General features: G+C 73.2%; 22 protein-coding genes. 10 read left to right on the forward strand and 12 right to left on the reverse strand.

From position 1 onward, the window contains the following. Positions 1-152: 152 nt before the first annotated feature. The 6 genes from OHQ87_RS00980 (at position 153) to OHQ87_RS01005 (ending at position 7,613) form a co-directional block, all read left to right on the forward strand. Positions 153-1,226: an ABC transporter ATP-binding protein gene (locus OHQ87_RS00980; protein WP_328344046.1), complete on the forward strand. Its 1,074-nt coding sequence runs from the start codon at positions 153-155 to the stop codon at positions 1,224-1,226. 55 nt (positions 1,227-1,281) lie between these two features. After that, positions 1,282-3,063, forward strand: coding sequence for an ABC transporter permease (locus OHQ87_RS00985; RefSeq protein WP_328344048.1), 1,782 nt, complete (start codon positions 1,282-1,284; stop codon positions 3,061-3,063). Continuing rightward, positions 3,060-4,100, forward strand: coding sequence for a creatininase family protein (locus OHQ87_RS00990; protein WP_328344049.1), 1,041 nt, complete (start codon positions 3,060-3,062; stop codon positions 4,098-4,100). The genes OHQ87_RS00985 and OHQ87_RS00990 overlap by 4 nt, the downstream gene beginning before the upstream one ends. Next, entirely contained in the window at positions 4,097-5,107 is a 1,011-nt protein-coding gene (locus OHQ87_RS00995) for an amidohydrolase family protein (protein ID WP_328344051.1), read from the forward strand. Before OHQ87_RS00990 ends, OHQ87_RS00995 begins: the two co-directional genes overlap by 4 nt. 9 nt (positions 5,108-5,116) lie before the next feature. Further along, the gene (locus OHQ87_RS01000; RefSeq protein ID WP_328344052.1) at positions 5,117-6,568 is read left to right on the forward strand and encodes a lyase family protein; all 1,452 of its coding nucleotides are present in this window, start codon (positions 5,117-5,119) and stop codon (positions 6,566-6,568) included. A gap of 124 nt (positions 6,569-6,692) precedes the next feature. Continuing rightward, positions 6,693-7,613, forward strand: coding sequence for an ROK family protein (locus tag OHQ87_RS01005; RefSeq protein ID WP_328344053.1), 921 nt, complete (start codon positions 6,693-6,695; stop codon positions 7,611-7,613). A 142-nt stretch (positions 7,614-7,755) separates the two neighbouring features. On the opposite strand, the gene OHQ87_RS01010 is transcribed toward OHQ87_RS01005, so the two are convergent. The 8 genes from OHQ87_RS01010 to OHQ87_RS01045 all read right to left on the reverse strand — a co-directional run bounded on the left by OHQ87_RS01010 (position 7,756) and on the right by OHQ87_RS01045 (position 15,316). After that, positions 7,756-8,340, reverse strand: coding sequence for a lipoprotein (locus OHQ87_RS01010; RefSeq protein ID WP_328344054.1), 585 nt, complete (start codon positions 8,338-8,340; stop codon positions 7,756-7,758). A 120-nt stretch (positions 8,341-8,460) separates the two neighbouring features. After that, positions 8,461-9,687: a beta-ketoacyl-ACP synthase II gene (gene fabF / locus OHQ87_RS01015; protein WP_328344056.1), complete on the reverse strand. Its 1,227-nt coding sequence runs from the start codon at positions 9,685-9,687 to the stop codon at positions 8,461-8,463. Position 9,688: 1 nt separating this feature from the next. Next, positions 9,689-9,928 (reverse strand): acyl carrier protein, encoded by a 240-nt coding sequence (locus OHQ87_RS01020; RefSeq protein ID WP_067313076.1) that lies wholly within the window; start codon positions 9,926-9,928, stop codon positions 9,689-9,691. A 76-nt stretch (positions 9,929-10,004) separates the two neighbouring features. Then, positions 10,005-10,949: a beta-ketoacyl-ACP synthase III gene (locus OHQ87_RS01025; protein ID WP_328344060.1), complete on the reverse strand. Its 945-nt coding sequence runs from the start codon at positions 10,947-10,949 to the stop codon at positions 10,005-10,007. After that, complete coding sequence (locus OHQ87_RS01030) at positions 10,946-12,118, reverse strand: acyltransferase domain-containing protein (RefSeq protein WP_328344062.1); 1,173 nt, start codon at positions 12,116-12,118, stop codon at positions 10,946-10,948. Before OHQ87_RS01030 ends, OHQ87_RS01025 begins: the two co-directional genes overlap by 4 nt. A gap of 134 nt (positions 12,119-12,252) precedes the next feature. Further along, positions 12,253-13,443: a PucR family transcriptional regulator gene (locus tag OHQ87_RS01035; protein ID WP_328348701.1), complete on the reverse strand. Its 1,191-nt coding sequence runs from the start codon at positions 13,441-13,443 to the stop codon at positions 12,253-12,255. Positions 13,444-13,666: 223 nt separating this feature from the next. Then, positions 13,667-14,746 (reverse strand): cellulose binding domain-containing protein, encoded by a 1,080-nt coding sequence (locus OHQ87_RS01040; protein WP_328344064.1) that lies wholly within the window; start codon positions 14,744-14,746, stop codon positions 13,667-13,669. A 126-nt stretch (positions 14,747-14,872) separates the two neighbouring features. Beyond that, the gene (locus OHQ87_RS01045) at positions 14,873-15,316 is read right to left on the reverse strand and encodes a LuxR C-terminal-related transcriptional regulator (RefSeq protein WP_442930641.1); all 444 of its coding nucleotides are present in this window, start codon (positions 15,314-15,316) and stop codon (positions 14,873-14,875) included. 36 nt (positions 15,317-15,352) lie between these two features. On the opposite strand from OHQ87_RS01045, the gene OHQ87_RS01050 reads away from it, so the two are divergent. Continuing rightward, positions 15,353-15,892, forward strand: a complete 540-nt coding sequence (locus tag OHQ87_RS01050) for a hypothetical protein (protein WP_328344066.1) — start codon at positions 15,353-15,355, stop codon at positions 15,890-15,892. Between the two features lie 104 nt (positions 15,893-15,996). Further along, positions 15,997-16,350 (forward strand): hypothetical protein, encoded by a 354-nt coding sequence (locus OHQ87_RS01055; RefSeq protein WP_328344068.1) that lies wholly within the window; start codon positions 15,997-15,999, stop codon positions 16,348-16,350. A gap of 92 nt (positions 16,351-16,442) precedes the next feature. Here the strand turns inward: OHQ87_RS01055 and OHQ87_RS01060 are convergent, their stop codons facing one another. Beyond that, on the reverse strand, positions 16,443-17,102 hold the full coding sequence (locus OHQ87_RS01060) for a hypothetical protein (RefSeq protein ID WP_328344069.1): 660 nt from the start codon (positions 17,100-17,102) through the stop codon (positions 16,443-16,445). A 223-nt stretch (positions 17,103-17,325) separates the two neighbouring features. Here OHQ87_RS01060 and OHQ87_RS01065 point away from each other — a divergent pair, with 223 nt between their 5' ends. Continuing rightward, positions 17,326-17,937 (forward strand): copper resistance CopC family protein, encoded by a 612-nt coding sequence (locus OHQ87_RS01065; protein ID WP_328344071.1) that lies wholly within the window; start codon positions 17,326-17,328, stop codon positions 17,935-17,937. Between the two features lie 118 nt (positions 17,938-18,055). Here OHQ87_RS01065 and gltX read toward each other — a convergent pair whose 3' ends face one another. The 3 genes from gltX to OHQ87_RS01080 form a co-directional block, all read right to left on the reverse strand. After that, the gene (gene gltX / locus OHQ87_RS01070) at positions 18,056-19,465 is read right to left on the reverse strand and encodes a glutamate--tRNA ligase (RefSeq protein WP_328344073.1); all 1,410 of its coding nucleotides are present in this window, start codon (positions 19,463-19,465) and stop codon (positions 18,056-18,058) included. 144 nt (positions 19,466-19,609) lie between these two features. Beyond that, positions 19,610-20,887 carry an MFS transporter gene (locus tag OHQ87_RS01075; RefSeq protein ID WP_328344075.1) on the reverse strand — a complete coding sequence of 426 codons (1,278 nt, stop codon included), beginning with the start codon at positions 20,885-20,887 and terminating at the stop codon, positions 19,610-19,612. Next, a complete protein-coding gene (locus OHQ87_RS01080) occupies positions 20,884-22,209 on the reverse strand; it encodes a GH1 family beta-glucosidase (protein WP_328344077.1) in 1,326 nt (441 codons plus the stop codon). Before OHQ87_RS01080 ends, OHQ87_RS01075 begins: the two co-directional genes overlap by 4 nt. A gap of 183 nt (positions 22,210-22,392) precedes the next feature. On the opposite strand from OHQ87_RS01080, the gene OHQ87_RS01085 reads away from it, so the two are divergent. Beyond that, positions 22,393-22,839, forward strand: a complete 447-nt coding sequence (locus OHQ87_RS01085; RefSeq protein WP_328344079.1) for an SRPBCC family protein — start codon at positions 22,393-22,395, stop codon at positions 22,837-22,839. Positions 22,840-23,390: the final 551 nt, after the last annotated feature.

Here is a 23,390-nt window from a genome sequence, read left to right on the forward strand (position 1 = left end):
CGTCCGCGCCGTGACGGCCCGACCGGAACTCGCTCCGACCGCTGCGGCGACGGCCCGACGGCGTCCCGCGACCCGTACCCCGTGCCCACCGGCCCGGTCCCCGCACCCCCGCCCGCCCGGCCAGGCCGGTACCGCATGAAGGAGAGGACATCATGATCGATGTCACGCTGGAGTCGGTGAGCAAGCGCTTCGCGCGTGCCGGCGACACCGCTGCCGTCGACGACGTCGACATCAGCATCGCCGCCGGGGAGTTCTTCACCCTGCTCGGCCCGAGCGGCTGCGGCAAGACCACCACCCTGCGGATGGTTGCCGGGTTCTACTTCCCCACCTCGGGGCGGATCCGGTTCGGCACCGAGGACGTCACCCACCGGCCGCCGAACAAGCGCGACACCGGCATGGTGTTCCAGAACTACGCCCTCTTCCCGCACATGTCCGTCGCGCAGAACGTCGCGTACGGGCTGAAGATCCGCAAGGTGGGGCGGGCCGAGTCCGCCCGGCGGATCGAGGAGGCGCTCGGCCAGGTCCACCTCGCCGGCTACGGCGACCGCCGGATCGACCAGCTCTCCGGCGGCCAGCAGCAGCGGGTGGCGCTGGCCCGCGCGCTGGTCATCCGGCCGCGTACCCTGCTGCTCGACGAGCCGCTGTCCAACCTCGACGCCAAGCTGCGCGAGGAGACCCGGGTGGAGATCCGGCGGATCCAGCAGGAGGCCGGCACCACCGCCATCTACGTCACCCACGACCAGGCCGAGGCGATGGCGATGTCCGACCGGATCGCCGTGATGGAGTCCGGCCGGGTCCGGCAGATCGGTGCCCCGCAGGAGATCTACCACCGGCCGGCGACCGCCTTCGTGGCCCGTTTCATCGGCCGCAGCAACGTGCTCGAGCTGCCGGTGGTCACCGCCACCGCCGGGACGGTCACCGTGGGACTGCCCGACGGCAGCGAGACCGCCGTCACCGCCCCCACCGACCACGGCCTGCGCGCCGGGGACACCGCCCTGGTCTCGGTACGCCCCGAGCACCTCGGGCTCACCTCGGCCACCGAGCCCGGCGCGCTCACCGGCCGGGTGACCGAGGTGGAGTTCACCGGCATGGCCACCAACCTCGTGGTCGAGGTGGCCGGCGAACCGGTGCAGGTCGCCGCGATCGACGTCCCGGCCGGGACCGCCGTCGGTGACCAGGTCGGGCTGCGGCTGAACCGGGAACGGATGTGGGTGGTGCAGCCGTGAGCGCGAGGAGTGAGCCGGTTTTGCGAGCCCCGCAGTCGCGAACCGAGGTGACACTGTGAGCACCATTCCCGCCACGCCGAGCCCGGCCACCGTGCCGCCGGTCACCACGGACCCCGCCCCACCGAAGGCCGGCCGGCCCCGGCGCGGCCTCAACGCCAACTCGCCCTGGTTCCCGTACCTGCTGGTCTTCCCGCTGGTGCTGATCCTCTTCGGCTACGTGGTGCAGCCGATGTTCGCCACCTTCGCCGAGAGCGTCGGGGTGGACGGGGTGGCCAACTACTCCGAGTTCCTCACCGGCACCGGGGTGGCCCGCTCGGCGCTGCTCACCTCACTGATGATCTCGGCGGCCAGCGTGCTGCTCTGCGGGATCGTCGGGGTGGCGATGGCCTTCCTGCTCAAACGCTTCTCGTTCCCCGGCCGACGGCTGATCGAGGCGATCATCCTGGTGCCGGCGGCGCTGCCGCCGCTGATCGGGGCGATCTCGTTCCAGCTGCTCTACAGCGAGACCGGCATCCTGCCGCGCGGCCTGCAACACCTGCTCGGCACCGAGAACCCGGTGCTCCCGTTCACCGGCATCGCCGGGGTGCTGGTGGTGCACACCTTCACCATGTACCCGTTCTTCTACCTCGCCGCGTCCGCCGCCCTGGTCGGGATGGACCCGTCGGTGGAGGAGGCGGCCTACAACCTGGGCGCCAGCCGGGTCCGGGTCTGGCGCACCGTGCTGCTGCCGATGCTCACCCCGGCCCTGGTCTCCGCCTCGTTGCTGGTCTTCATGACGTCGCTGGCGTCGTACACCGCGCCGTTGCTGTTCGGGGTGGACCGCACGATGACCATGCAGATCTACATCAACCGCACCAACGGCGACCTGCCGATGGCCTCCACCTACGCCTCGGTGCTGGCGGTGTCCTCGGTGCTGTTCCTGCTCGGCATGCGCTGGTACGAGGGCCGGCGCAGCTACCGCTCCCAGTCCAAGGGCGTCGCCTCGCACCGCCGGGAGATCAGCAACCCGTTCGGCAGGTGGCTGGCCCTGCTCGCCTCGGTGCTGGCCACCATGGTGCTGCTCGCCCCGGTGGCGACCATCGCCCTGGTCGCGTTCTCGCAGGACGGCTCGTGGACCACCGAGGTGATCCCGTCGTCGTACACCATGCAGAACTTCGTCACGATCTTCTCCGACCCGGGGGCGTACCGGCCGATCCTCAACTCGTTGCAGATGAGCCTGCTCGCCACGGTCGGCTGCGTGCTGGTGGGCGTGCTGATCGCGTACGCGGTGCGTCGGCTCGACTTCCGGGGCCGGGGGCTGCTCGACGTGGCGGTCATGCTGGCCTGGGCGCTGCCCGGCACGGTGGTGGCGATCAACCTGATCTCCGCGTTCAGCACCGGCAACGCGTTCAGCTTCGGCCAGGTGCTGATCGGCACTTTCTGGATCATGCCGCTGGCGTACTTCGTGCGGTTCCTGCCGCTGGTGTTCCGGTCGAGCTCGGCGACGCTGGCCCAGATCGACCCGTCGCTGGAGGAGGCCGCCCGCAACCTCGGCGCGCCCTGGTGGCGGGCGTTCGGCACGGTCACCCTGCGGCTGATGCTGCCCGGTGTGCTGGCCGGCGCGCTGCTCGCCTTCGTCAACGGGGTCGGCGAGTTCGTCGCCTCGGTGCTGATCTACACCTCGGAGACGGCACCCATCTCGGTCGAGATCAACAACCGGATGTACTCGTTCGAGGTCGGCACCGCCGCCGCGTACGGCATGCTCCAGGTGGTGTTGATCTTCGTGGTGATGGTGTTCTCCGGTCGGTTGCAGAACGGCGGCCGGGCCGCCCGGGAGGCGGCGAAGTGGACGGCGTGACCTGGCCGACCGGTGGTGGGCTGCTGCCCGCCACCCGGATTCCCGGCGGTGAACTGGCCGCCGTCGCGGCGGCGGCGGACTACGCGGTGCTGCCCGTCGGTGCCGTCGAGTGGCACGGTCCGCACCTGCCGCTCGGCACCGACCTGATCCTCGCCGAAGGCTTCGCCGCCGAGGCCGGCGGCGCTGTCGGTCCTGCCGCCGAGGCCGGCGGCGCTGTCGGCTCTGCCGCCGAGGCCGGCGGCGCTGTCGGCTCTGCCGCCGAGGCCGGCGGCGCGACCGCCGCCGGCTCCTCCGGGGGTACGACCACCGGCTCCCAGGGACCACGCGGGGTGCTCTTTCCGGCGGTGCCGTACGCGGCCTGCCCGGGGCAGACCCGGCCCTGGCCGGGGACGGTGTCGATCCGGCCGGAGATCGCCGTCGGCTACCTCGCCGACGTGATCGAGGGGATCGTCGCCGCAGGCTTCCCCCGGCTGCTGATCGTCAACGGCCACGACGCCAACATGTCCACCGTCCGCGCCGCGATGGAGTGGGTCTCCGGCCGGCGTACCGCAAGCCTGCTGCTCGTCAACTGGTTCCAACTGGTCACCCCGGCGGAGACCACCGAGCTGTACGGGCCGCTGACCGCCCGCGGGCACGGTGGCGCGTACGAGACCTCGGGGGTGCTCGGGTTCGACCCCGGCGCGGTCCGCCTCGACGCGGTGACCGACCTGCCGCCGAAGCCGAAGCTGCCGGTCGGCCACCCGTACGTGCTCGTGGAGTCCCGTCCCGATCCGTGGCAGGGCTGGTCCGGGCACATCTCGCTGGCCTCCGAGGCGGCCGGCCGGCAGGTCCGCGCCACCGCCGGCGGGCGACTGCGGGAGATCGTCGCCGCCTGGGTGGCCGCCCCACCGCCGGCCCCACCCACCGCCGACCCGCTGCCGGGCGCGACGGCCGACGGCCCGGCCCTGACGGCCGACGGCCCGGCCCCGGCGACCGGTGAGCCGGCCCCGGCGACCGGTGAGCCGGCGACGGACGGGTCGACGGGGGGAGTGCGATGAGCGTGGACCGGGGACTCGACATCGTCGACTTCCACCTGCACTTCCGGATCGGCACCGACGAGACGATCCACGCCTGCGAGGACGCCGCCGGGATGCACCCGGGCGGGGAGCACGAGCGGGCCGTCCGGGCCGCCGGCTCCGCCCCGTACGCGCGGGCGTGGCGGCAGGCGTGGAGCTTCCCCGACCCCGAGCCACCCGCGCCACGGTGGCAGGACGAGGCCGACCGGTGGGCCGACGAGCTGCACGCGGTGCAGGTGCGGCGGGCCGTCTTCGTCACCGGCGGCGGCAACGACACCGTCGCCGACGTGGTCGACCGCCACCCGGACCTGCTGCTCGGCTTCGCCCACCACGACCCGTACGGCCCGGGAGCCGCCGCCGAGCTGGAACGCGCGGTGACCGAACGGGGACTGCGCGGGTTGAAGCTGTTCGCCCCGCTGCTGCGGGGACCGCTGGACCACACCGACCTGGACCCGCTCTGGTCCACCGCGCAGCGCCTCGGCGTGCCGGTGCTGATCCACATCGGCCACTACGGCAGCGCCGGTGGCCTGTCCTTCGGCCGGTACGGCACCCCCGACGAGCTGGCCCGGATGGCCCGCCGCTTCCCCGAGCTGAGCGTGGTGGTGCCGCACTTCGGCGTCCAGCACGTGCAGGATCTCCTCTTCGCCGCCTGGGGCTGCCCCAACATCCACGTCGACACCTCCGGCTCCAACCAGTGGGTGCGCTGGATGCCGTACAAGCTGACGTTGGAGGACCTGTTCCGCCGCTGCTACGAGACGATCGGCCCGCAGCGCATCGTGTACGGCAGCGACTCGTCGTGGTTCCCGCGCGGGTACGTCACCCGCTACCTCGACGACCAGCTGCGGGTCTGCCGCGAGCTGGGGATGCCCGACGACCACCTCCGCGCGATCTTCGCCGGCAACGCCGAACGGCTGCTCGGCCTGACCGACCGACCAGCCGAGAACCCGGGACCCGGCCGTCGTGCCGCGTCCCGGCCCGGAAGGAAGTAAGGAACCGCCATGAGCGAGCTGACCACCTACCAGCGGCACCACCTGGCCCCCACCTACGACCACCACGTCGGGTACCTCTATCCGGCGATGGTGCGCGCCAGCCAGGCGCACGTGGTGATGCTGACCGAGCAGGGGCTGATCCCCGCCGAGCGGGGCGCCCGGCTGCTGCGCGGGCTGGCCACGCTGCGTGCCGACACCACCGCCGCCCCGGCGTTCGACGGCACCTTCGAGGACACCTACTACCTGCTGGAGTCCAAGCTCGCCGAGGCGTGTGGCGTGCCGGCGTCCGAACTGGACGTGCAGATGGCCCGTAGCCGCAACGACCTCGACGCCGGGGTGTTCCGGATGCTGCTGCGCGACCAACTGCTCGACGTGCTGGACCGGGTGCTGACCACCGGCGCGACCGCGCTTGACGTCGCCGACCGGTACGCCGACGTGGTGATCACCGGTTACACCCACCGCCGGCCCGCCCAGCCCACCACCATCGGGCACGCCCTGGCCGGCTACGCCGAGGCGCTGGCCGGTGAGGCCGCCGCGTACGCCGACGTGATCGACCAGCTCAACGTCTCGCCGCTGGGCTCCTGCGCGTTCGCCGGCACCGACCTGGACATCGCCCCGGCCCGGGTGGCCGAGCTGCTCGGCTTCGACGGCCTGGTCACCAACTCGTACGAGGCGGTCGCCGGGGCCGACCACCTGGTCCGGGTCGGCACCCTCAACGCCCAGGCCCTCGCCACCGGCGCCCGGTTGGCCCGCACCCTGATGGACTGGCTGACCTGGCAGTGGGTGGCCACCCCCGGCGACTTCACCCAGGGCAGCAGCATCATGCCGCAGAAGCGCAACCCGGTGGTGCTGGAGCATCTGGTGTCGATGGCCGGTGCGAGCGCCGCCGACGCCGCGTCGGTGCTCAACAACGTCGGGGCCGCCTGGTGGGAGGACTCCAACAACGCCACCACCGACGTGCAGGTCCGGCTCTGGGACAGCAACGACCGGGCGGATCGATTCTTCGCCCTGGTCGGCGGCTTCCTGGCCGAACTGGAACCACTGAACCCGCCCAGCCGGGAGGAGATCGTCGCCTCCGGCGCCACCACCACCGCGGCGGCCGACGCGCTGACCCGACACGGGGTGCCGTTCCGGGCCGCCCACTCGGTCGTCGGCCGGCTGGTCCGGGCCGGTGCGCCGGACAGCTGGACCGCCGAGGGCGTCCGGGCCGCCGCCGACGGGCTGACCGACCGGCTGACCGACGACGCCGTGGCCGACCTGATCGCCGCCGCCGTCCACCCGGATCTGGTGCTGGACCGGGCACAGGTGGACGGTCCGGGGGCCGCTGCCGTCCGCGCCCAGGTCGGCACCCTGCGGGTCGCCTTCGCCGGCGTCGCCGACCGCCTCGTCGCGACCCGCGACCGGTTGGCCCGCGCCGACCAGGCACTGGACACGGTCGCCGCCGAGGTGGCCGGCCGGTGAGCGCGCCGATGGGAAGACCCGTTGCCCATCCGTGTCCCGGGTCACCGGGTGGACGGCTGTCCGGGTCGGCGGGTCGGTCGCGATCCGGTCCGGCGGACACGGTGGTGACGGCGTGGTGGACCCGGTGAACGTACGACTGGCCGGCCGGGCCGCCACCGGCACCCGCACCGACGAACTGCTGCTCGGCATCGACTTCGGTGGGACCAAGATGGCGGTCGGGGTGGCCGACGGCACCGGTCGGCTACTGGCCCACCGGCGGATCGCCACGCACGCCGAACGCGGTGCCCCGCAGGCGTTGGACCGGGCCCTGGCGCTGGCCGTCGAGCTGGTGGCCAAGGTGGGTGGTCCGCTCGCGGCAGCCGGGGTGGCCTCGCCCGGGGTGGTCCGCCCCGACGGCATCGACCTGGCCCCGAACGTGCCGGGTTGGGAGCGGCTGCGGCTGGCCGACGCGGTCTCCGACGCTCTCGGGGTGGCCCGGGTGGCGGTGGACAACGATTTGAACGCCGCCGCCCTGGCCGAGCTGCGGCTCGGTGCGCTGCGCGACGCCGACCCAGGGCTGGTGGTGGGGATCGGTACCGGCGTGGCGGCGGCCGTCACCGTGGGTGGCGCGGTCATCGCCGGTCACCGGGGCGCGGCCGGCGAGATCGGGTACGCGGTGGCCGGTGGCCCGTGGCCCGGCACCATGCTGGAGCTGGACTTCTCCGGCCGGGCGTTGGACCGGCTCGCCGCCGACCTGGGGGTGGCCGGGGATGCGGCCGGGCTGGCCGCCGCCGCCGAGCTGCCCGGTGCGGCCCGGGACGCGCTCACCGCCCGGGTCGACGAACTGGCCCGGCACCTGGTCACCTGCTGCCTGCTGCTCGACCCGCAACGGGTGGTGCTGGTCGGCGGGGTGGCCGGCAGCGCGTTGATCCGTGGGCTGCTCGTCGACCGGCTGGCCGAGGTGCTCCCGCACCGGCCCGACGTGGTGCTGTCCCGGTTCGCCGACGACGCGGCGCTGCTCGGCGCGGTCACCCTGGCCCGCGAAGCGGTGCCGGCCCCCCGCTGACCGGCGGGCCCGTGCGTCCGGTCGGGGGAGGCCGGTCGGGTTTGTGCGTCCGGTCGTGGGGGAGCTGTGCGTCCGGCTGTGGGAGGCCGGCCGTGGCCGGCTGTCCGGCCTGCGAAGGGGGCAGGCCGGACAGCCGGCGCGGTCACGTCGGCAGGTTGGCGCTCGACTTCGCCGACTGGTACGCCGGCAGCATCGCCTCGAACTCCTCGGTGTCCAGGCCGCCGAGGGTGATCATCAGCTCGCCCTTGCGGGTGGACACCACGATCGCCCGCTTGCGCTCGCCGTCCTCGGTCCAGGTGGCTTCGAAGGCGTCCAGCGGGCCGGCCCTGGTCCGCCGGTGCTGCTGCTCCTTCGGGCCGTCGAACGCGGCGAGATACCTGTCCACCGTGTCCTGCGGGTTCAGGGGCGTGGCCCCGGTGATCTGCCACACCCGCAGGAAGCCGATGTGCCCGGCCGGCTTCGCGTCGATCTCGCAGACCGGCACGGCCGGGCCGAGGGTGAACTCGGCCCCGGACCTCACCGCCTCGACCCTCCACTCCGCAGGCACCGAGAAGGTCACCGACAGCGTGCAGGCGCTACCCTTTGGGCCGACCGTGGTGGCGTCGGTGGCCGATGCGACATCGTCGTACCACGGTGGACCGGCGGCGACCGGCTGCCGTCGACCGGCCGGGCCGGTCACGACGGTGGGCTGGGCGGCCGTACTCGGGCGGGCGGGGCTGGCCTTCATGATCGGATTGCGATTTCACGCACTCTTCCCGGCGTGTCGTCTCACTCTCCGCAATCTGATCATGATGGACGCCGGACGGCCCACCACCCCGGGTGTCGGGGTGGTGGGCCGGTGGTGCGGTCAGGGGCGGGTGAAGACCAGGGCGACGTTGTGGCCGCCGAAGCCGAACGAGTTGTTCAGCGCGGCGGGTACGTCCAGGTGGCGGACCTTGTTCGCGGCGACGTCCATGTCGAGACCGTCGTCAGGGTCGTCCAGGTTGATCGTCGGCGGGATGACACCCTCGCGGATGGTCAGGATGGTGGCGATCGACTCCAACGCGCCGGCCGCGCCGAGCAGGTGCCCGGTCATCGACTTGGTGGCGGTCAGCACCGGATGGTCACCGAGTGCCCGGTGCAGCGCCTTGATCTCGGCCAGGTCGCCCACCGGGGTGGAGGTGGCGTGCGCGTTGACGTGCACGATGTCGGCCTTCGCCACGTCCGCGTCGGCGATCGCCTTGGCGATGGCCCGGATCGCGCCGGCCCCCTCCGGGTGTGGCTGGACGATGTCGTACCCGTCGGAGGTGATGCCCGCGCCGGCGAGCCGGGCGTACACGTGGGCACCCCGGGCGGTGGCGTGGTCGGCCCGCTCCAGCACCAGGATGCCGGCGCCCTCGCCGAGGACGAAGCCGTCCCGGCCCTTGTCCCAGGGGCGGGAGGCCAGCTCGGGCTCGTCGTTGCGGGTCGACATGGCCCGCATGGAGCTGAACCCGGCGATCGGCAGCGGGTGGATGACCGCCTCGGTGCCGCCGGCCACCACCACGTCGGCCCGGCCGGAGCGGATCATGTCCAGGCCGAGCGCGATCGCCTCCGCGCCGGTCGCGCAGGCGCTCGCCACCGAGTGCACCCCGGCCTGTGCGCCCAGCTCCAGCCCCACCCAGGCGGCGGGGCCGTTCGGCATCAGCATCGGAATGGTGTGCGGGGAGACCCGACGCGGGCCGGACGCCTCAAGGATGTCGTCCTGGGCGAGCAGGGTCAGCGCACCGCCGATGCCGGAGCCGACGCTGGCGCCCAGCCGCTCCGGGTCCAGCCCGGAATCGGCGAGCCCGGAGTCCGCCCAGGCCTGCTGGGCCGCGATCAGGGCGATCGCCTCGGAGCGGTCCAGCCGGCGCAGCTTGACCCGGTCCAGCACCTCGGACGGATCCACCGCGAGCTGGGCGGCGATCCGGACCGGGAGCTGGCCGGCCCACTCCTGGGTGAGCGGACCCACCCCGGAGCGGCCGGCGAGCATGGCGTCCCAGGTCGACGCGACGTCCCCGCCCAGCGGGGTGGTCGCGCCGAGCCCGGTGACGACGACGTCGACGCGACTCATCTCAGGACTGCGCCTCGATGAAGCTGACGGCGTCCCCGACGGTCTTCAGGTTCTGCACCTCGTTGTCCGGGATCTTGACGCCGAACTTCTCCTCGGCGGCGACCACGACCTCCACCATGGAGAGCGAGTCGACGTCGAGGTCGTCGGTGAAGGACTTCCCCTCGGCCACGTCGTCCGGGTTCACCCCGGCGACCTCTTCGAGGATCTCGGCGAGGCCGGAGGTGATCTCGTCACGGGTCATTGCGGTGGGTTCCTCTCATCGGGGTTTGTTCTCCGCCGGATGGCGGTGCGCCGCGGTCGCCGACCGCGGCGGGTCTTCAGGGGCAGCGGACTACCTGACCTGCGTAGGTCAGCCCACCGCCGAAGCCGAACAGCAGCACCGGGGCACCCGAGGGCACCTCCCGCCGCTCGACCAGCTTGGACAGGGCCAGCGGCACGCTCGCCGCCGAGGTGTTGCCGGATTCGACGATGTCCTTGGCGATGATCGCCTGCGGGATGTTCAGCCGCTTGGCGATGCCGTCGATGATCCGCGAGTTGGCCTGGTGCGGCACGAAGGCAGCCAGCTCCGACGGGTCGACGCCGGCCTTCTCGCAGGCCTGGAGGGCGAGCGGGGCCAGCGCGGTGGTGGCCCAGCGGAACACCGACTGGCCCTCCTGCGCGATGTACGGCCGCCAGCCCTCGATGCGTACCGCGTCGCTCTTGTCCGGCGCGGAGCCCCACACCACCGGCCCGATCCCGGCAGGCTCGTCGTCGGCGGTGGCGGTGACCACCGCCGCGCCGGCACCGTCGGCGAAGATGATGCAGGTCGAGCGGTCGGTCCAGTCGGTGAAGTCGGAGAGCTTCTCGGCACCGATGACGAGCGCGTTACGCGACGCGCCGGCACGGATGGCGTGGTCGACGGTGCCCAGGGCGTAGGCGAAACCGGAGCAGGCGGTGTTCAGGTCGAACGCGCCGGGGGCGGTGATGCCCAGCTTGGCGGCGACCCGGCAGGCCACGTTCGGGCTGCGGTCGATCGAGGTACAGGTGGCGACCACCACCAGGTCGATGTCGGCGGCGGTGAGGCCCGAGTTGGCAAGCGCCTTGTCGGCGGCGGCGGTGGCCATGTCGGCGACGGTCTCGCCGTCGGCGATCCGCCGGCTGGCGATGCCCACCCGGTCTCTGATCCACTCGTCGTTGGTGTCGACGAACTGGGCGATGTCGTTGTTGGTCACCACCCGGGACGGCTGGTAGTGCCCGAGGGCGACGATCCGACTGCCGCTCATGCGTGGCCTCCGATGCGGGCGATGGGTTGGCCCGGCGCGACCGGGTCGGCGTGGTGGGCGAGCCATTCGGTGAGCGGGCCGCTGTCGTGCGCGGCCACCTCGACCGGCCCCTGCCGGGTGGTCACCTGCCCGAGCACCTGTCCGGTGCTCAGGTGGGCACCCTCGGCGAGGCCCTCCGCCGGGGTGAACGGGCCGACGGCGGGGGCGACGACCACCCGGGACCGGGCCGGCGTCGGCCGGTGACCGGGCGGGCCGCTGTGCCGGGCGATCAGGTCCCGGGCGGCGGGCAGGTCGTCTGGGGTGTTCAGGGTGACGATCTCCGGCGCTCCGGTGGCCTTGAGCTCCCGCTTGACCAGCCCGGCCAGGGTGCCGGCCGGGGGAAGTTCGAGCACGCCGGTGACCCCCAGGTCGGCGAGCGCACGCATGCACAGGTCCCAGCGCACCGGCGCGGTGACCTGCCGGACCAGCCGGTGGACCACTTCCCGGCCGTGCGGGACGGCGACGCCGTCGAGGTCGGAGAGCAGGATCCGGGCCGGAGTCGACGGGGTGATCCCGGCGGCGACGGCGGCAAGCGCCTGCTCGGCGGGGGCCATGTACGGGGTGTGGAACGCCCCGGCGACCTTGAGCCGGACGATCCGGGCCTTCGCCGGGGGTTCGGCGGCGAGCTTGTCCAGCGCGTCGAGCGCCCCGGCGGCGACCACCTGACCGCCGCCGTTGCGGTTGGCCGGGTGCAGGCCGTGGGTGGTCAGGGTGGCGAGCACCTCGTCCGGGTCCCCGCCGAGCACGGCGGCCATCCCGGTCGGCTCCAGGGCGCAGGCGGCGGCCATCTCCCGGCCGCGTATCCCGGCGAGGGTGATCGCGGTCTCGGCGGAGAACACCTCGGCCAGCGCGGCGGCCGCCAGCTCGCCGACGCTGTGCCCGGCGACCAGGTTCACGTCGTGCAGTGGCAACTGCTCGGCAGCCAGCAGGGCCGAGGCCACCAGCAGCGGCTGGGTGCGGGCGGTGTCCCGGATCTCGTCGGCATCCGCCTCGGTGCCGAGCCGGACCAGGTCGACCCCGGCCGGCACCGACCACCAGCGCAGCCGTGACTCGACCCCGCGCAGGTCGAGCCAGGGCGTCAGGAAGCCGGGCTTCTGGGAACCCTGGCCGGGAGAGAGGACGGCGAGCACGTCTATGACTCTTCCCGATACCTCGGGGTAGCGCTGTGCGGGCTGACACCAAACCGCACTAGAACTCTTGGAGGTTTCCTACAAATATCGGCGGTGATCGTCGCCTATCGGGCCTGACCATCGGTCACCCGGCGTCATCGCTGGGTCGGCCCGGGTACGCCGGCCGGGACGATCGGGTCGAGCCGACCCACCGTGAGTGCCACCTGGAGCGCGAACGCGTCGCGGGGAGTCAGCGGGGAGAAGCCGGTCACCTCGGCGATCCGGCGCAGCCGGTAACGCACCGTATTCGGGTGGACGAAGAGCGCCCGCGCCGCGCTCTCCAGCGTCCCGCCGGCGGCGAAGAAGGCGTCGAGCGTCTCCAGCAGTTCGCCGCCGGCGCGCACCAGGGTGGCGTACACGTCGTGGCGCAGCCGGCGGCGGGCCTCGGCGTCCCCGGCGAGCGCCCGCTCGGGCAGCAGGTCGGCCGCGGGCACCGGCCGGGGCGCGGTCGGCCAGGCCGGCGCCGCCCGGTAGCCGGCCAGCGCCGCCCGCGCCGAGTCCGTCGCCTCGTCCAGACTGGGTACGGCGGGACCGACCACCACCGGACCCTCGCCGAACGCGGGCAGCAGCTTCTCGGTGGCGGCCATCGGGTCGGCCGCGCCACCGAGCACGATGACCAGCCGGTCGCCGTGCACGCCACCGATCACCTCCACCCCGATCCGGCGGGCGTGCCGGTAGACGGTGTGCAGCACGGCGGCCACCTCCCCGCCGGGGGACCGGCCCACCGCCACCGCCACCGGCGGCGCGTCCGCCCAGCCCAGCGCGGCGGCCCGGCTGGCCAGCACGTCGGGGGAGTCGCCGCGCAGCAGGGCGTCGACGAGCAGCGCCTGCAACCGGGCGTCCCAGGAACCCCGCGACTCGGCGGCGCGGGCGTAGACCCGGGCGGCGGCGAAGGCGATCTCCCGGGAGAAGCGCAGCACCGCCTCGCGCAGCTGCTGCTCCTCGCCCGGCGCGGCCAGGTGCGACACCTGCTCCTCGACCACGTCGATGGTCACCTTGATCAGCGCCACCGTCTGCTGGAGGCTGATCGACCGGGCCAGGGCCAGCGGCGCGGTGGCGAACACCTCGTCGGAAACCTCCTGGGTGCTGTCCGTGGTGCCGCCGCCGGAGCCCAGCCACTCGACCAGGGACCGGGCGCCGGCCTGCGCCACCAGCATCACCCAGGAACGCTGGTCGGCCGGCAGCTCACGGAACCAGGGCAGGCTCTCGTCCATCCGGACCACGCTGGCCGTGGCCAGCGCCCCCGCCGCCCGTTCGATCCGGCGCAGGGTGGCCGTCAGTTCCATCCCACCCGGTTCGTTCACCACACCAGCCTGACATGCCCTGAGCAGGGCCTCGACGCGGGCTCCGGTCCACCCGTGAACCGGTCCGGGTCACCGGGTCGCGCGGGCGGCGGGACGCACGCCGGGGGTGGTCAGCACGGGGTGGGCCCCCGGTCGGCCCCCCGGCGTCGGCCGGGTCGCCGGCGGCGGGGCGTCGGCCGGGTCACGGGCGTCGTCCGGCGGTGGTTCAGGCGGTGACGGTGACGTGGACGACCCAGCGCACCTGGGGGGAGGGGCACGGTGTGGGTGCGTGCCGGCAGGCGTTGTCGGTGATGGTGGCGACGTCGACCTGCCCCGGGGCGGTGGCCAGGTAGCGGGCGACGAGCGGCTGGTCGGTCGGGTAACCGCCGGTCACCTCCCGTGCCACCACGACACCGGCGGGGGTGACGGTCGGCGGCAGGTAGTTGCTGGCCAGGCTCACCACGAGGGTGTCACCGACGCGCAGCGTGAGGTCGCGCTGGTTGTCGGGGGCGGTGACCACGACGGTCTGCCCGGTGCCGGTCGACGGCAGCTCGATGACGGCGACGTGCACCGTCCACATCAGGCTGGGCAGGGCGCACGGCGGGGTGGTGTGCCGGCAGGCGTGGTCGGTTCGGGTGGTCAGGTCGGCGGTGCCCGGCGTCACCGCGCGGAAGGTCGCCGCCAGCGGCTGCCCGGTCGGATAACCGCCGCTTGTCGAGACGGGGGAGAGCGCAGGCCCGGTGACCGTGGGAGGCAGGTAGTCGGCGGCCAGGGCCACCCCCAGCGTCTGCCCGACGAACAGGGTGACCGTGCGCTGGTTGTCGGCCTCCCGGACGGTGACGTCGGCTCCACTCGGTGGGCTGACGGTGGTCGGCGGGGCGGCGTCGTTGGTGCAGCTCGGCGTGGGCGTCGCGGTGGGGCCGGCGAGCTGGACGCCGAAGGTGGTCGACGCGCCCGAGGCCAGCACCCCGTTGTACGGCGCGTTGGTCGCGGTCGCGGTGCCGCCATCCGCGCCGATCGAGGTGTTCCAGGACGACACGACCCGTTGACCGTCGACGAGCGGCCAGGTGACCGTCCACCGGTGGGCGGTCGACGACGAGGTGTTGGCGACGGTGAAGGTGAGGATCTGGCCGCCGCTGGCCCCACTGCCCCAGCGGGAGTCGACCCGGACGGTGGCGGTGCACCCGCCCGCCGTGGTGGCGGTGGCCGGTGTGCCGCCGGCGACCGTGGTCATGCCGAGGGCGACGATGGTGGTGCCGACGACGATGGCGCTCGCCGTCAGGACGGACCGTCTGGACGCGATCATGACCATTCCTCCGATCCGGCGGATCTCGGGCCGGCCACGGCGTCGGACGCCAAGGTGCCGGCCGGTAAGACACGCTGCTGAGCAGCAGGCTATGGCCGCCCGGACCGGTAGTCAATAGACGAATCTCTATGAATGCCCGTCTTCTGGCGGTGACACGGGCAGCGCCATTTCCTGGGCCAGGATCGCCGCCTGCACCCGGCTGCGCAGTGCCAACTTCGCCAGGATCCGGCTCACGTGGGTCTTGGCGGTGCTCTCCGCCACCGCCAGCCGGTCGGCGATCTGCTGGTTGGACAGGCCGACGCCCAGGCAGGCCAACACGTCCCGCTCGCGGGGGGTCAACGCCGCCACGGCCGCCCGGTCCGCCCCGGTGGCACCCGGCGCGGTCGCCGCGAACGCCGAGATCAACCGCCGGGTCAGGGTCGGGGCGATCACCCCCTCGCCCCGGGCCACCGTCCGCACCGCCGCCACCAGTCCGGGCGCGTCGGTGTCCTTGAGCAGGAAGCCGGCCGCCCCGGCGCGCAGCGCGCCGAAGACGTACTCGTCCAGGTCGAAGGTGGTCAGCACCAGCACGTCGGCGGCACGCTGGAGCGGAACGGGGAGGTAGGCATGGTGCTGGCGGTCATCGTCGGATGTGAGATCGGATTCTGGGTGCTGCTCGCCGCGGGGCTGGTCGCCCGGTACCCGCTGCGGCGGCCCCGGCTGGGCGCGGCGTTGCTGGTCTGTGTCCCGCTGGTCGACCTGGTGCTGCTGGGCGCGGCGGCGGTGGACCTGCGCCGGGGGACCACCGCGGACGCCACCCACGGGTTGGCCGCCGTCTACCTCGGCTTCTCGGTGGCGTTCGGGCACTCGCTGATCCGCTGGGCGGACCAGCGGTTCGCGTACCGCTTCGCGGGTGGGCCGCCGCCGGTCAGGCCGCCCCGGTACGGCTGGGCACGGACCCGGTACGAGTGGCGGGAGTGGGGCAAGGCCCTGCTCGGTTGGGCCGTCGCGTGCGCGCTGCTGGCCGCCGCGATCGTCCTGGTGGGCGACACCGAGCGCACCCGGGAGCTGTCGGACTGGATCCGCAACCTCACCGTGGGGCTGCTGATCTGGCTGGTCGCGTTCCCGGTCTGGGAGACGATCTTCCCGCGCCGCCCGAAGTCCTGACACCGGGGGTACGCGCTGCACGGCGTGTCGGTGTCGGCCAGTACGGTGGCACTGCCGCGCCGGGGTGCCGTCCCGGCGCGCGACGCGAGGGTGAGGAGACCGGGATGGCGCACGGGGAGGCCGAGCACGGCTGCGCCCAGGGCGAGCCCTGCCGGCCGGGTCAGCACGACCAGCCGGGCTCGGCGCGACCGCACCGCCGGTCGTCGACGGACCAGGTCTGTCGGGTCGAGCGGGTCGACGACGATCCGGTACCGCCCCGACAGCGCAGCGCCGAGACAGCCGACGGTGCGGCGTCCCGGCCGGCAGCGGTGGAGCCCGGCCCGGTCGGGCCGTCGGACGCGCCGACCCGGGCCTGCCGCAGCAATCTGGCCGGTTGGGCCGGTGCCCACCGGCACGGCCCGGTACGCCCCGGTCGGCGTCCACAGCGCCTCCAACGCCCGCCACACCGCTGGTGCTGACCACCCGCCGCCGCGCCGGCTGGCGGCCCGACCGAGGCGGCGGTCGACGGCGCTGACCTCAGCGGCGGGTGCGGCAGTGGACGGCGCTGAGGTCAGCGGGTGCGGCGGCGGACCAGCAGGGCGATGCCTGCCAGGCCGACGGTGATCATCAGCATCACGCCGACGTTGAGCAGTAGCAGCCGCTGAAGTTCGTCGATCGCGCCGTCGATGTCCCGGCCCGGGTTCAGGGCGTCCTCCGGGAGTACCCGCTCGCCGCCACCGACGCCACCGGTGACCGTGTCGAGCTGCGGCTCCAGCGGCACCCCGGCGGCCCGCAGCGTCTCGGACATGGTGAGGCGGCCGAGGAACCAACCGGCGATGGTCTTGCGCAGGTCGGGCTGCTTGGCCGGTCGGTAGGCCCGGGGGCCACCCTTGGCCAGCGGATAGAGGTCGTACGTCTGCTTCGGCGCGTCCCCGGCGAGCACCACGATCGTGTACTTCGGACCGAGGTCGGCCGGCTTGGGCCCCTTCGCCTCGCCGGTACGGCCGAACCAGCTGACCTGGTCGATGACCGCGACCACATGGGTCGGTGCGGTGTCCGTCCGCAGTCGCAACGGCTCGGTCAGCCCGACGCCGGTGATGTCCACCCCGGCGGGGGGCGTCTTCGGCGCGGCCCGGTGCGTCCCGACCGCCTGCGCCGCCGGACCGGTGGTCACCACCACCACCGCCACCATGGCGACCACTGCGAGCAGTCGCCTCACCCTTTCGACCATCGCCGCCTCCTCGCCCCGTTCGATGGATGGCTGTGCTGCGGGTCACGTGCGGGTCGGTCGACGTCGGTGGTCGACCGGGCAGCGCCGGCCCCACCTCATAGACTCCATGGAACATCGCGCGGACGCAGCTCTGGGAACAATATGTGGAACTATCTGCGATCCCGGAACGACCAAAAGACATCCGCGCGATCAGTGGGCGGATCGTACCTTTGCGGAGGGCATCATGGGGGGCAGGATCCCACAGGTGGCGCGGGCGGTGTCGGTGCTCGTCGGCGTGGTGCTCGCAGCGGCGCTGCTGGCACCGACACCGGCGTACGCGCACAACTCGCTGACCGGCAGCAACCCGGTGAACGGTGCGCGGATCGCCACCGCGCCGGCCAAGGTCGAGCTGCGCTTCCTGGCCAAGCTCGATCCGGACAGGACGAAGATCACAGTGGTCGGACCGGACAACGTCCCGGCCTCCGGCGGCGCGCCGACCTTCTCCGGCAGCCGGGTCAGTGTGCCCTTCGCCCCCGGTGCGGCCGGCCTCTACATCGTCGAGTACCGACTCCCCTCCAGCGACGGGCATCCGATCAAGGGGGAGGTGCGGTTCACCCTCACCACCGGCACCGCCGCCACGCCCCCGTCGCCGTCGGCCACCCCGTCGGCCAGCACCGCCCCGACGCCGACGGAGAGCAGCAGCCCGGCACCGGCGTCCTCGTCGGCCGCCCCGGTCGCGACCGCCGGCACCGACGACGCCGGCCGGGGTTGGCTCTGGGCGGTCGGTGCCGGCCTGGCGCTGCTCGCCGCGCTCGCCGCAGGCCTGTTTCTCCGCCGCCGCGCCGCCCGCCCCTGACCCGGGTACGCCGGACCCGGTTCACCGTCTCGTCGACGTCGGCCTGCCGGTCACCGGCGGGCCTGGCCAGGGAGCACTGGTCGACCGCGTCCTCGACGCCGGCCGGCCGCGATGTCCGTCAGACCAGCCGGAGCCGGGCGGCGCGCAGCCGGGTGAGGGTGCGCTCCCGGCCGAGCACCTCCAGCGACTCGAACAGCGGCAGCCCGACGGTGCGGCCGGTGACCGCCACCCGGACCGGAGCCTGCGCCTTACCCAGCTTCAGGCCTCGCTCCGCGCCGACCGCCTCCAGCGTCGACTTCAGCGACTCCGCGTCCCAGGAGTCGAGGGCCGCGTAGCCGGCGATCGCCGCGTCGAGCAGGTCGGCGGCCCCCTCCTTCATCGCCTTCGCCCAGGCCGCCTCGTCGATCAGCGGATCGGCGACGAAGAGGAAGTCGACGTTCGGCACGATCTCGCTGAGCACCGCGATCCGGGTCTGCGCCAGCGGGGCCACCGCAGCGAACGCGTCCGCGTCGAACTCCGCAGGCTGCCACGGCGGCGGCGCGATGGTGTCGGTGCCGGTCAGCCAGGGCTGGCAGGCGGCCACGAACTCGTCGACAGGCAGGGCGCGGATGTACTCGCCGTTGAACGCGCGCAGCTTCTTCTCGTCGAAGAAGGCGGGGGAGGGGTTGACCTCGGCCAACCGGAACTCGTCCTCGATCACCGACCAGGGCACGATCTCCCGGTCGCCCGAGGGCGCCCAGCCGAGCAGCATCAGGTAGTTGCGCATCGCGGCGGCGAGATAACCCTCGTCCCGGTACGCCTCCAGGGCCACCTTGTCGCGCCGCTTGGAGAGCTTCTGCCGCTTCTCGTTGACCACGACCGGGACGTGCGCCCAGATCGGCGGCTTGACGCCCAGCGCGTCCCAGAGCAGCTGCTGCTTCGGGGTGTTGGGCAGGTGCTCCTCGGCCCGGATCACGTGGGTGATCCCCATCGTCATGTCGTCCACGACGTTGGCCAGCAGGAACACCGGGGAGCCGTCGCCCCGGGCGATGACGAAGTCCTCGATCAGCTTGTTCTCGAAGGTCGGCTCGCCCCGGATCAGGTCGACCACCACGGTCGTACCCTCGTCGGGGGTGCGGAAGCGCAGCGCCCGCCCCTCGCCCGCGGCCAGCCCCCGGTCCCGGCAGAAGCCGTCGTAGCCCTGGTACTGCGAGCCGGTACGGGCCTGCACGGCATCCCGGGTGCAGTCGCAGTAGTAGGCCCGACCGGCGTCGTGTAGCCGCTGGGCGGCGGCCCGGTGCTCACCGGCGTACGCCGACTGGAAGTAGGGGCCCTCGTAGCTGCCCCGGGCGATGCCGATCCAGTCCAGCGCGGACAGGATGCCCTCGGTCCACTCGGGCTTGTTGCGGGCGGCGTCGGTGTCCTCGACGCGCAGCACGAACACCCCGCCCTGCTGCTTGGCGTAGATCCAGTTCTGCAGCGCCGAGCGGGCACCGCCGACATGGAACATACCGGTCGGGGAGGGGGCGAATCGCACGCGTACCGTCACGTCGTCCAGCCTACGGCCGGGCGCGACCCGGTTTCGCCAGGGGGCAGGACGCCGGTGCCGGGCGCGCGCCGGCAGCGGGCCGGCCCGCCGCTGCCACGCGCCCGGCCCGGTGCCGGCGGCCCCGGCCCGCCACCGGACCGGTACTCAGCGGACCCCGCGGATCTTGAGCACCAGGGCGCTGCCGAGCAGGGTCACCACGGCGGTCACCGCGTACAGGGTCGGGTAGCCGCCCAGGTGGACCACGATCGGGGCGGAGAGCGCCGGGCCGAGCACCTGGGGTGCGGAGTTGGCGATGTTGATCACGCCGAGGTCCTTGGCCCGGTCGGTGGCGCGTGGCAGCACCTCCGTGATCAGCGCCGCGTCCACCGACAGGTAGACGCCGTAGCCGGCGCCGAGCAGCACCGCGGCGACCAGCGCCATCGACCAGGTCGGCGCGACCGCCAGCAGCAGCGCGGCCACCGCCATCACCACCCCGGAGACGATCACGTAGACCTTGCGCCGGCCGGACCGGTCGGACAGCACCCCGGCGACCACGGCGGTCAGCATCATGCCGAGGGTGTAGAGCAGGATCAGCACCAGCAGGCCACCCTCGGGATCGGGGTAACGCACCCCGTCGGTGAGGAAGTACAGCAGGTAGAGGGTGCCCAGGGCATTGCCGATCTGGACCAGGAACCGGGTGATCCAGGCCCAGGCGAAATCCGGGTGCCGGCGCGGGTCGATCCACATCGACGCGACCAGCGTGCGCAGCCGCAGCGGCGCACGGTGTGCCCGGGGCAGCGGGTCGTCGGGGGTGAGGAAGGCGAACGGCAGCGACAGCAGCAGCACCGCGAGCGCCATCGCCGTGTAGCCGGGGACGGTGCCGCTGACCAGGGCGGTGACCAGCACCGCGCCGAGCACCAGGCCGAGCGCCTGCGGGATGCCCACCCAGCCCGAGACGCCGCCGCGCTGGACCACCGGCACCCGGTCGGGGATGCCGGCGGTGAGGCTGGCCAGCATCGCGTTGAAGCAGACCTGGGCGGCCACCCAGCCCAGCGCCACCCCGGCGATGGTCTGCTGCCGGGCCAGCAGCACCAGCGCCAGCGCGCCGAGCACCGCGCCGCCGGCGGTCCAGACGTGCCGGCGGCCGAACTCCCGCCCGCCGACGCGCAGGCAGGTACGGTCCGACAACGCCCCGGCGAGTGGGTTGGCCAGCACTGCCGCCAGCGCGCCCAGCCCGGTGACGACCGCCAGCATCGCCTCCTTGTGGTCCGGCGCGATCCGCTCCACCTGCTGCGGCAGCAGCACCTGGATCGGGGTGAAGAAGGCCATCCACACGCCGAGGTTGGCCGCGAAGACCAACGCGATCCAGCTCCGCCGGACCGGGACGACCGGGTCGGCGAGCGCCGCCGGTAGCGAGGCCGGCGTCGGGTCGACGGTGGTCACCCCCGGCCGACCTGGGTGCGGTACCAGGCGTACGAGGACTTGGGCGTACGGGTCTGGGTGGCGAAGTCGACGTGCACCAGACCGAAGCGCTTGGTGAAGCCCTCCGCCCACTCCCAGTTGTCGAGCAGCGACCAGACGAAGTATCCGGTCACGTCGACGCCCTCGTCGATCGCCGCCCGGACGGCGCGCAGGTGCCCGTCGAGGTAGGCGATCCGGTCCGGGTCGTGCACCCGGCCGTCGGCGTCCGGGACGTCGTCCCAGGCGCAGCCGCCCTCGGTGATCTGGATCGGCGGCAGCGCGTCGCCGTACCGGTCGCGCAGGCCGACGAGCAGGTCGCGCAGCCCGTCCGGGACCACCGGCCAGTCGAACGCGGTACGCGGGTAATCCTCCAACGGGACCAGCGCGAAGGGCAGCGGCGAGCCCTCCTCGGGGGCGCGTACCCCGGTCGGGTTGTAGTAGTTGACCCCGAGCACGTCGAGCGGGGCGGCGATCACCGCCAGGTCGCCGTCGCGCACCACGCCCGGGTCGAAGCCGTCCGGGTAGCCCCGGCCCAGCAGCGGATCGGTGAACAGGTGGTTGTGCAGCGCGTCGTACGCCGCCGCGGCGGCATGGTCGGCGTCGGTGTCGCCGTGCCGGACCACCGGCGAGTAGTTGTTGGCGATGGCCACCGGCGCGGTGCTGTGGGCGCGCAGCGCGGCGACCGCCAGCCCGTGCCCGAGCAGTTGGTGGTGGGCGGCCGGGAAGGAGTCGAAGAGCAGGGTCCGGCCGGGGGCGTGTTCCCCGGTGCCGTGGCCGAGGCTCAGGTGGATGAACGGCTCGTTGAGGGTGATCCAGAGCTTCACCCGGTCGCCGAGGCGGGCGGCGGTCAGGTCGGCGTACTCGGCGAAGTGGCCGGCGGTGTCCCGGTTGAGCCAGCCGCCGGCGTCCTCCAGGGGTTGCGGCAGGTCCCAGTGGAACAGGGTGGCCACCGGGTCGATGCCGGCGGCCAGCAGGTCGTCGACGAGCCGGTCGTAGAAGTCCAGGCCGGCGGCGTTGACCGGGCCGGTCCCGCCGGGTCGCACCCGGGGCCAGGCGATCGAGAACCGGTAGGCCGAGACCCCGAGCCCGGCCAGCAGCGCGACGTCCTCCCGGTGCCGGTGGTAGTGGTCGCAGGCCACGTCGCCGGTGCTCCCGTCGATGATCCGGCCGGGCGTGTGGGCGAAGGTGTCCCAGATGGAGGGTCCCCGGCCGTCGGCGTCGGCGCCCCCCTCGATCTGGTACGCGGAGGTGGACACCCCCCAACGGAAGCCGGCGGGGAAACCGGGGATCGGTGCGGTCGTCATCCACCCTCCCAGAACGCGAAACGTGCTCGCACTCTAGGGCGCGAAGTCCGCGAGCGCTATAGGTGCGAAGCAATGCGGGCGCAAGGGCTCTCGGCGTGTCTTTTTCCGAACACGTCCCGGTAAGTCCGATTTGGCGCATAGAGTGCGGAATATCGCGGATGTCCTCAGTGGGGGAAGAAAAGAATGATCCTCGTCGAACGCAGTGCGCACGTGACGGCACCGGTGGAAGCGGTCTGGGAAGTCGTCCAGCGGGCCGAACAGTTGCCCGCCTGGCTGGCCGGGGTCCGGGCAGCCGAGGTGCTCTCCGGAGAGGGCTTCGGCCGCCGACAACTCGTCCAGGCCGGGCGCGGCTCGGCGCACGAGGCCGAGGTGATCGCCTACCAGGAGCCCACCCTGATCGGCTGGCGGGAACGCGCCAAGGGGGCCGGTGCCCGCGCGGAGGCGCGCACCGAGATCTACGTGCAGCTCACCGCCGACGAGGAGGAGGGCGGCACGATCGTCCGGCTGATCGTGGTCCGTTGGCCGGCCGGCCCGGTGAAGGGTGCCCTGCTGCGCCTCGGGCTCCGACGGGTCGGCGCCGACCTGGAGGAATCGCTGGCCCGCCTCACCGACCTGGCCGCCGTCGGCTGACCCGACACCTCTGCACACCACCCGACACCACCCGAACCGGCGGTGGTCCGACCTCCCCGCCAGGGACGCCGGACCACCGCCGCACTGTCATCCGCCCCCTCCCACTCCGGCAGCTCTGCCCACTCCGGCACATTGCCCGCGCGCCTTTGTCTGCGCGCCCTGTCCGCGCGCCCTGCCCACCTCGTTCCTGTGCTGTGCTGCTCCCCACCCGTCTCGCGGCGTGCTCACGGTCAAGGTCGTGCTGGAACCTTGTTGTCAACACCGTTGCGTTAACGCCGTGGGCGGCTGGTCAACCCGGGACAGGAAGTGCCCGATCGGGGAGCGGGGTGGGCGGCCCGCTTGGCGATCATGGAGTTGTGGTGCCGACTTTGGGGGTTTTACGGGCGTTCTGCTACCCACCACAACTCCATGATCGGCGAGGCAGCGCTGGTTGACGAACAGCCGTTCCACCTAACGCAACGGTGTTGACCTTGTTGTAGTGACATCCCCCGACTCCGAGGCCACTACAACCATGTTCGAGCACGACCTTGCGGTTCAGCGGTCCGCACGCG

The sequence above is a fragment of the Micromonospora sp. NBC_00421 genome (assembly GCF_036017915.1).
In the GTDB taxonomy this organism is placed as follows: Bacteria; Actinomycetota; Actinomycetes; order Mycobacteriales; family Micromonosporaceae; genus Micromonospora.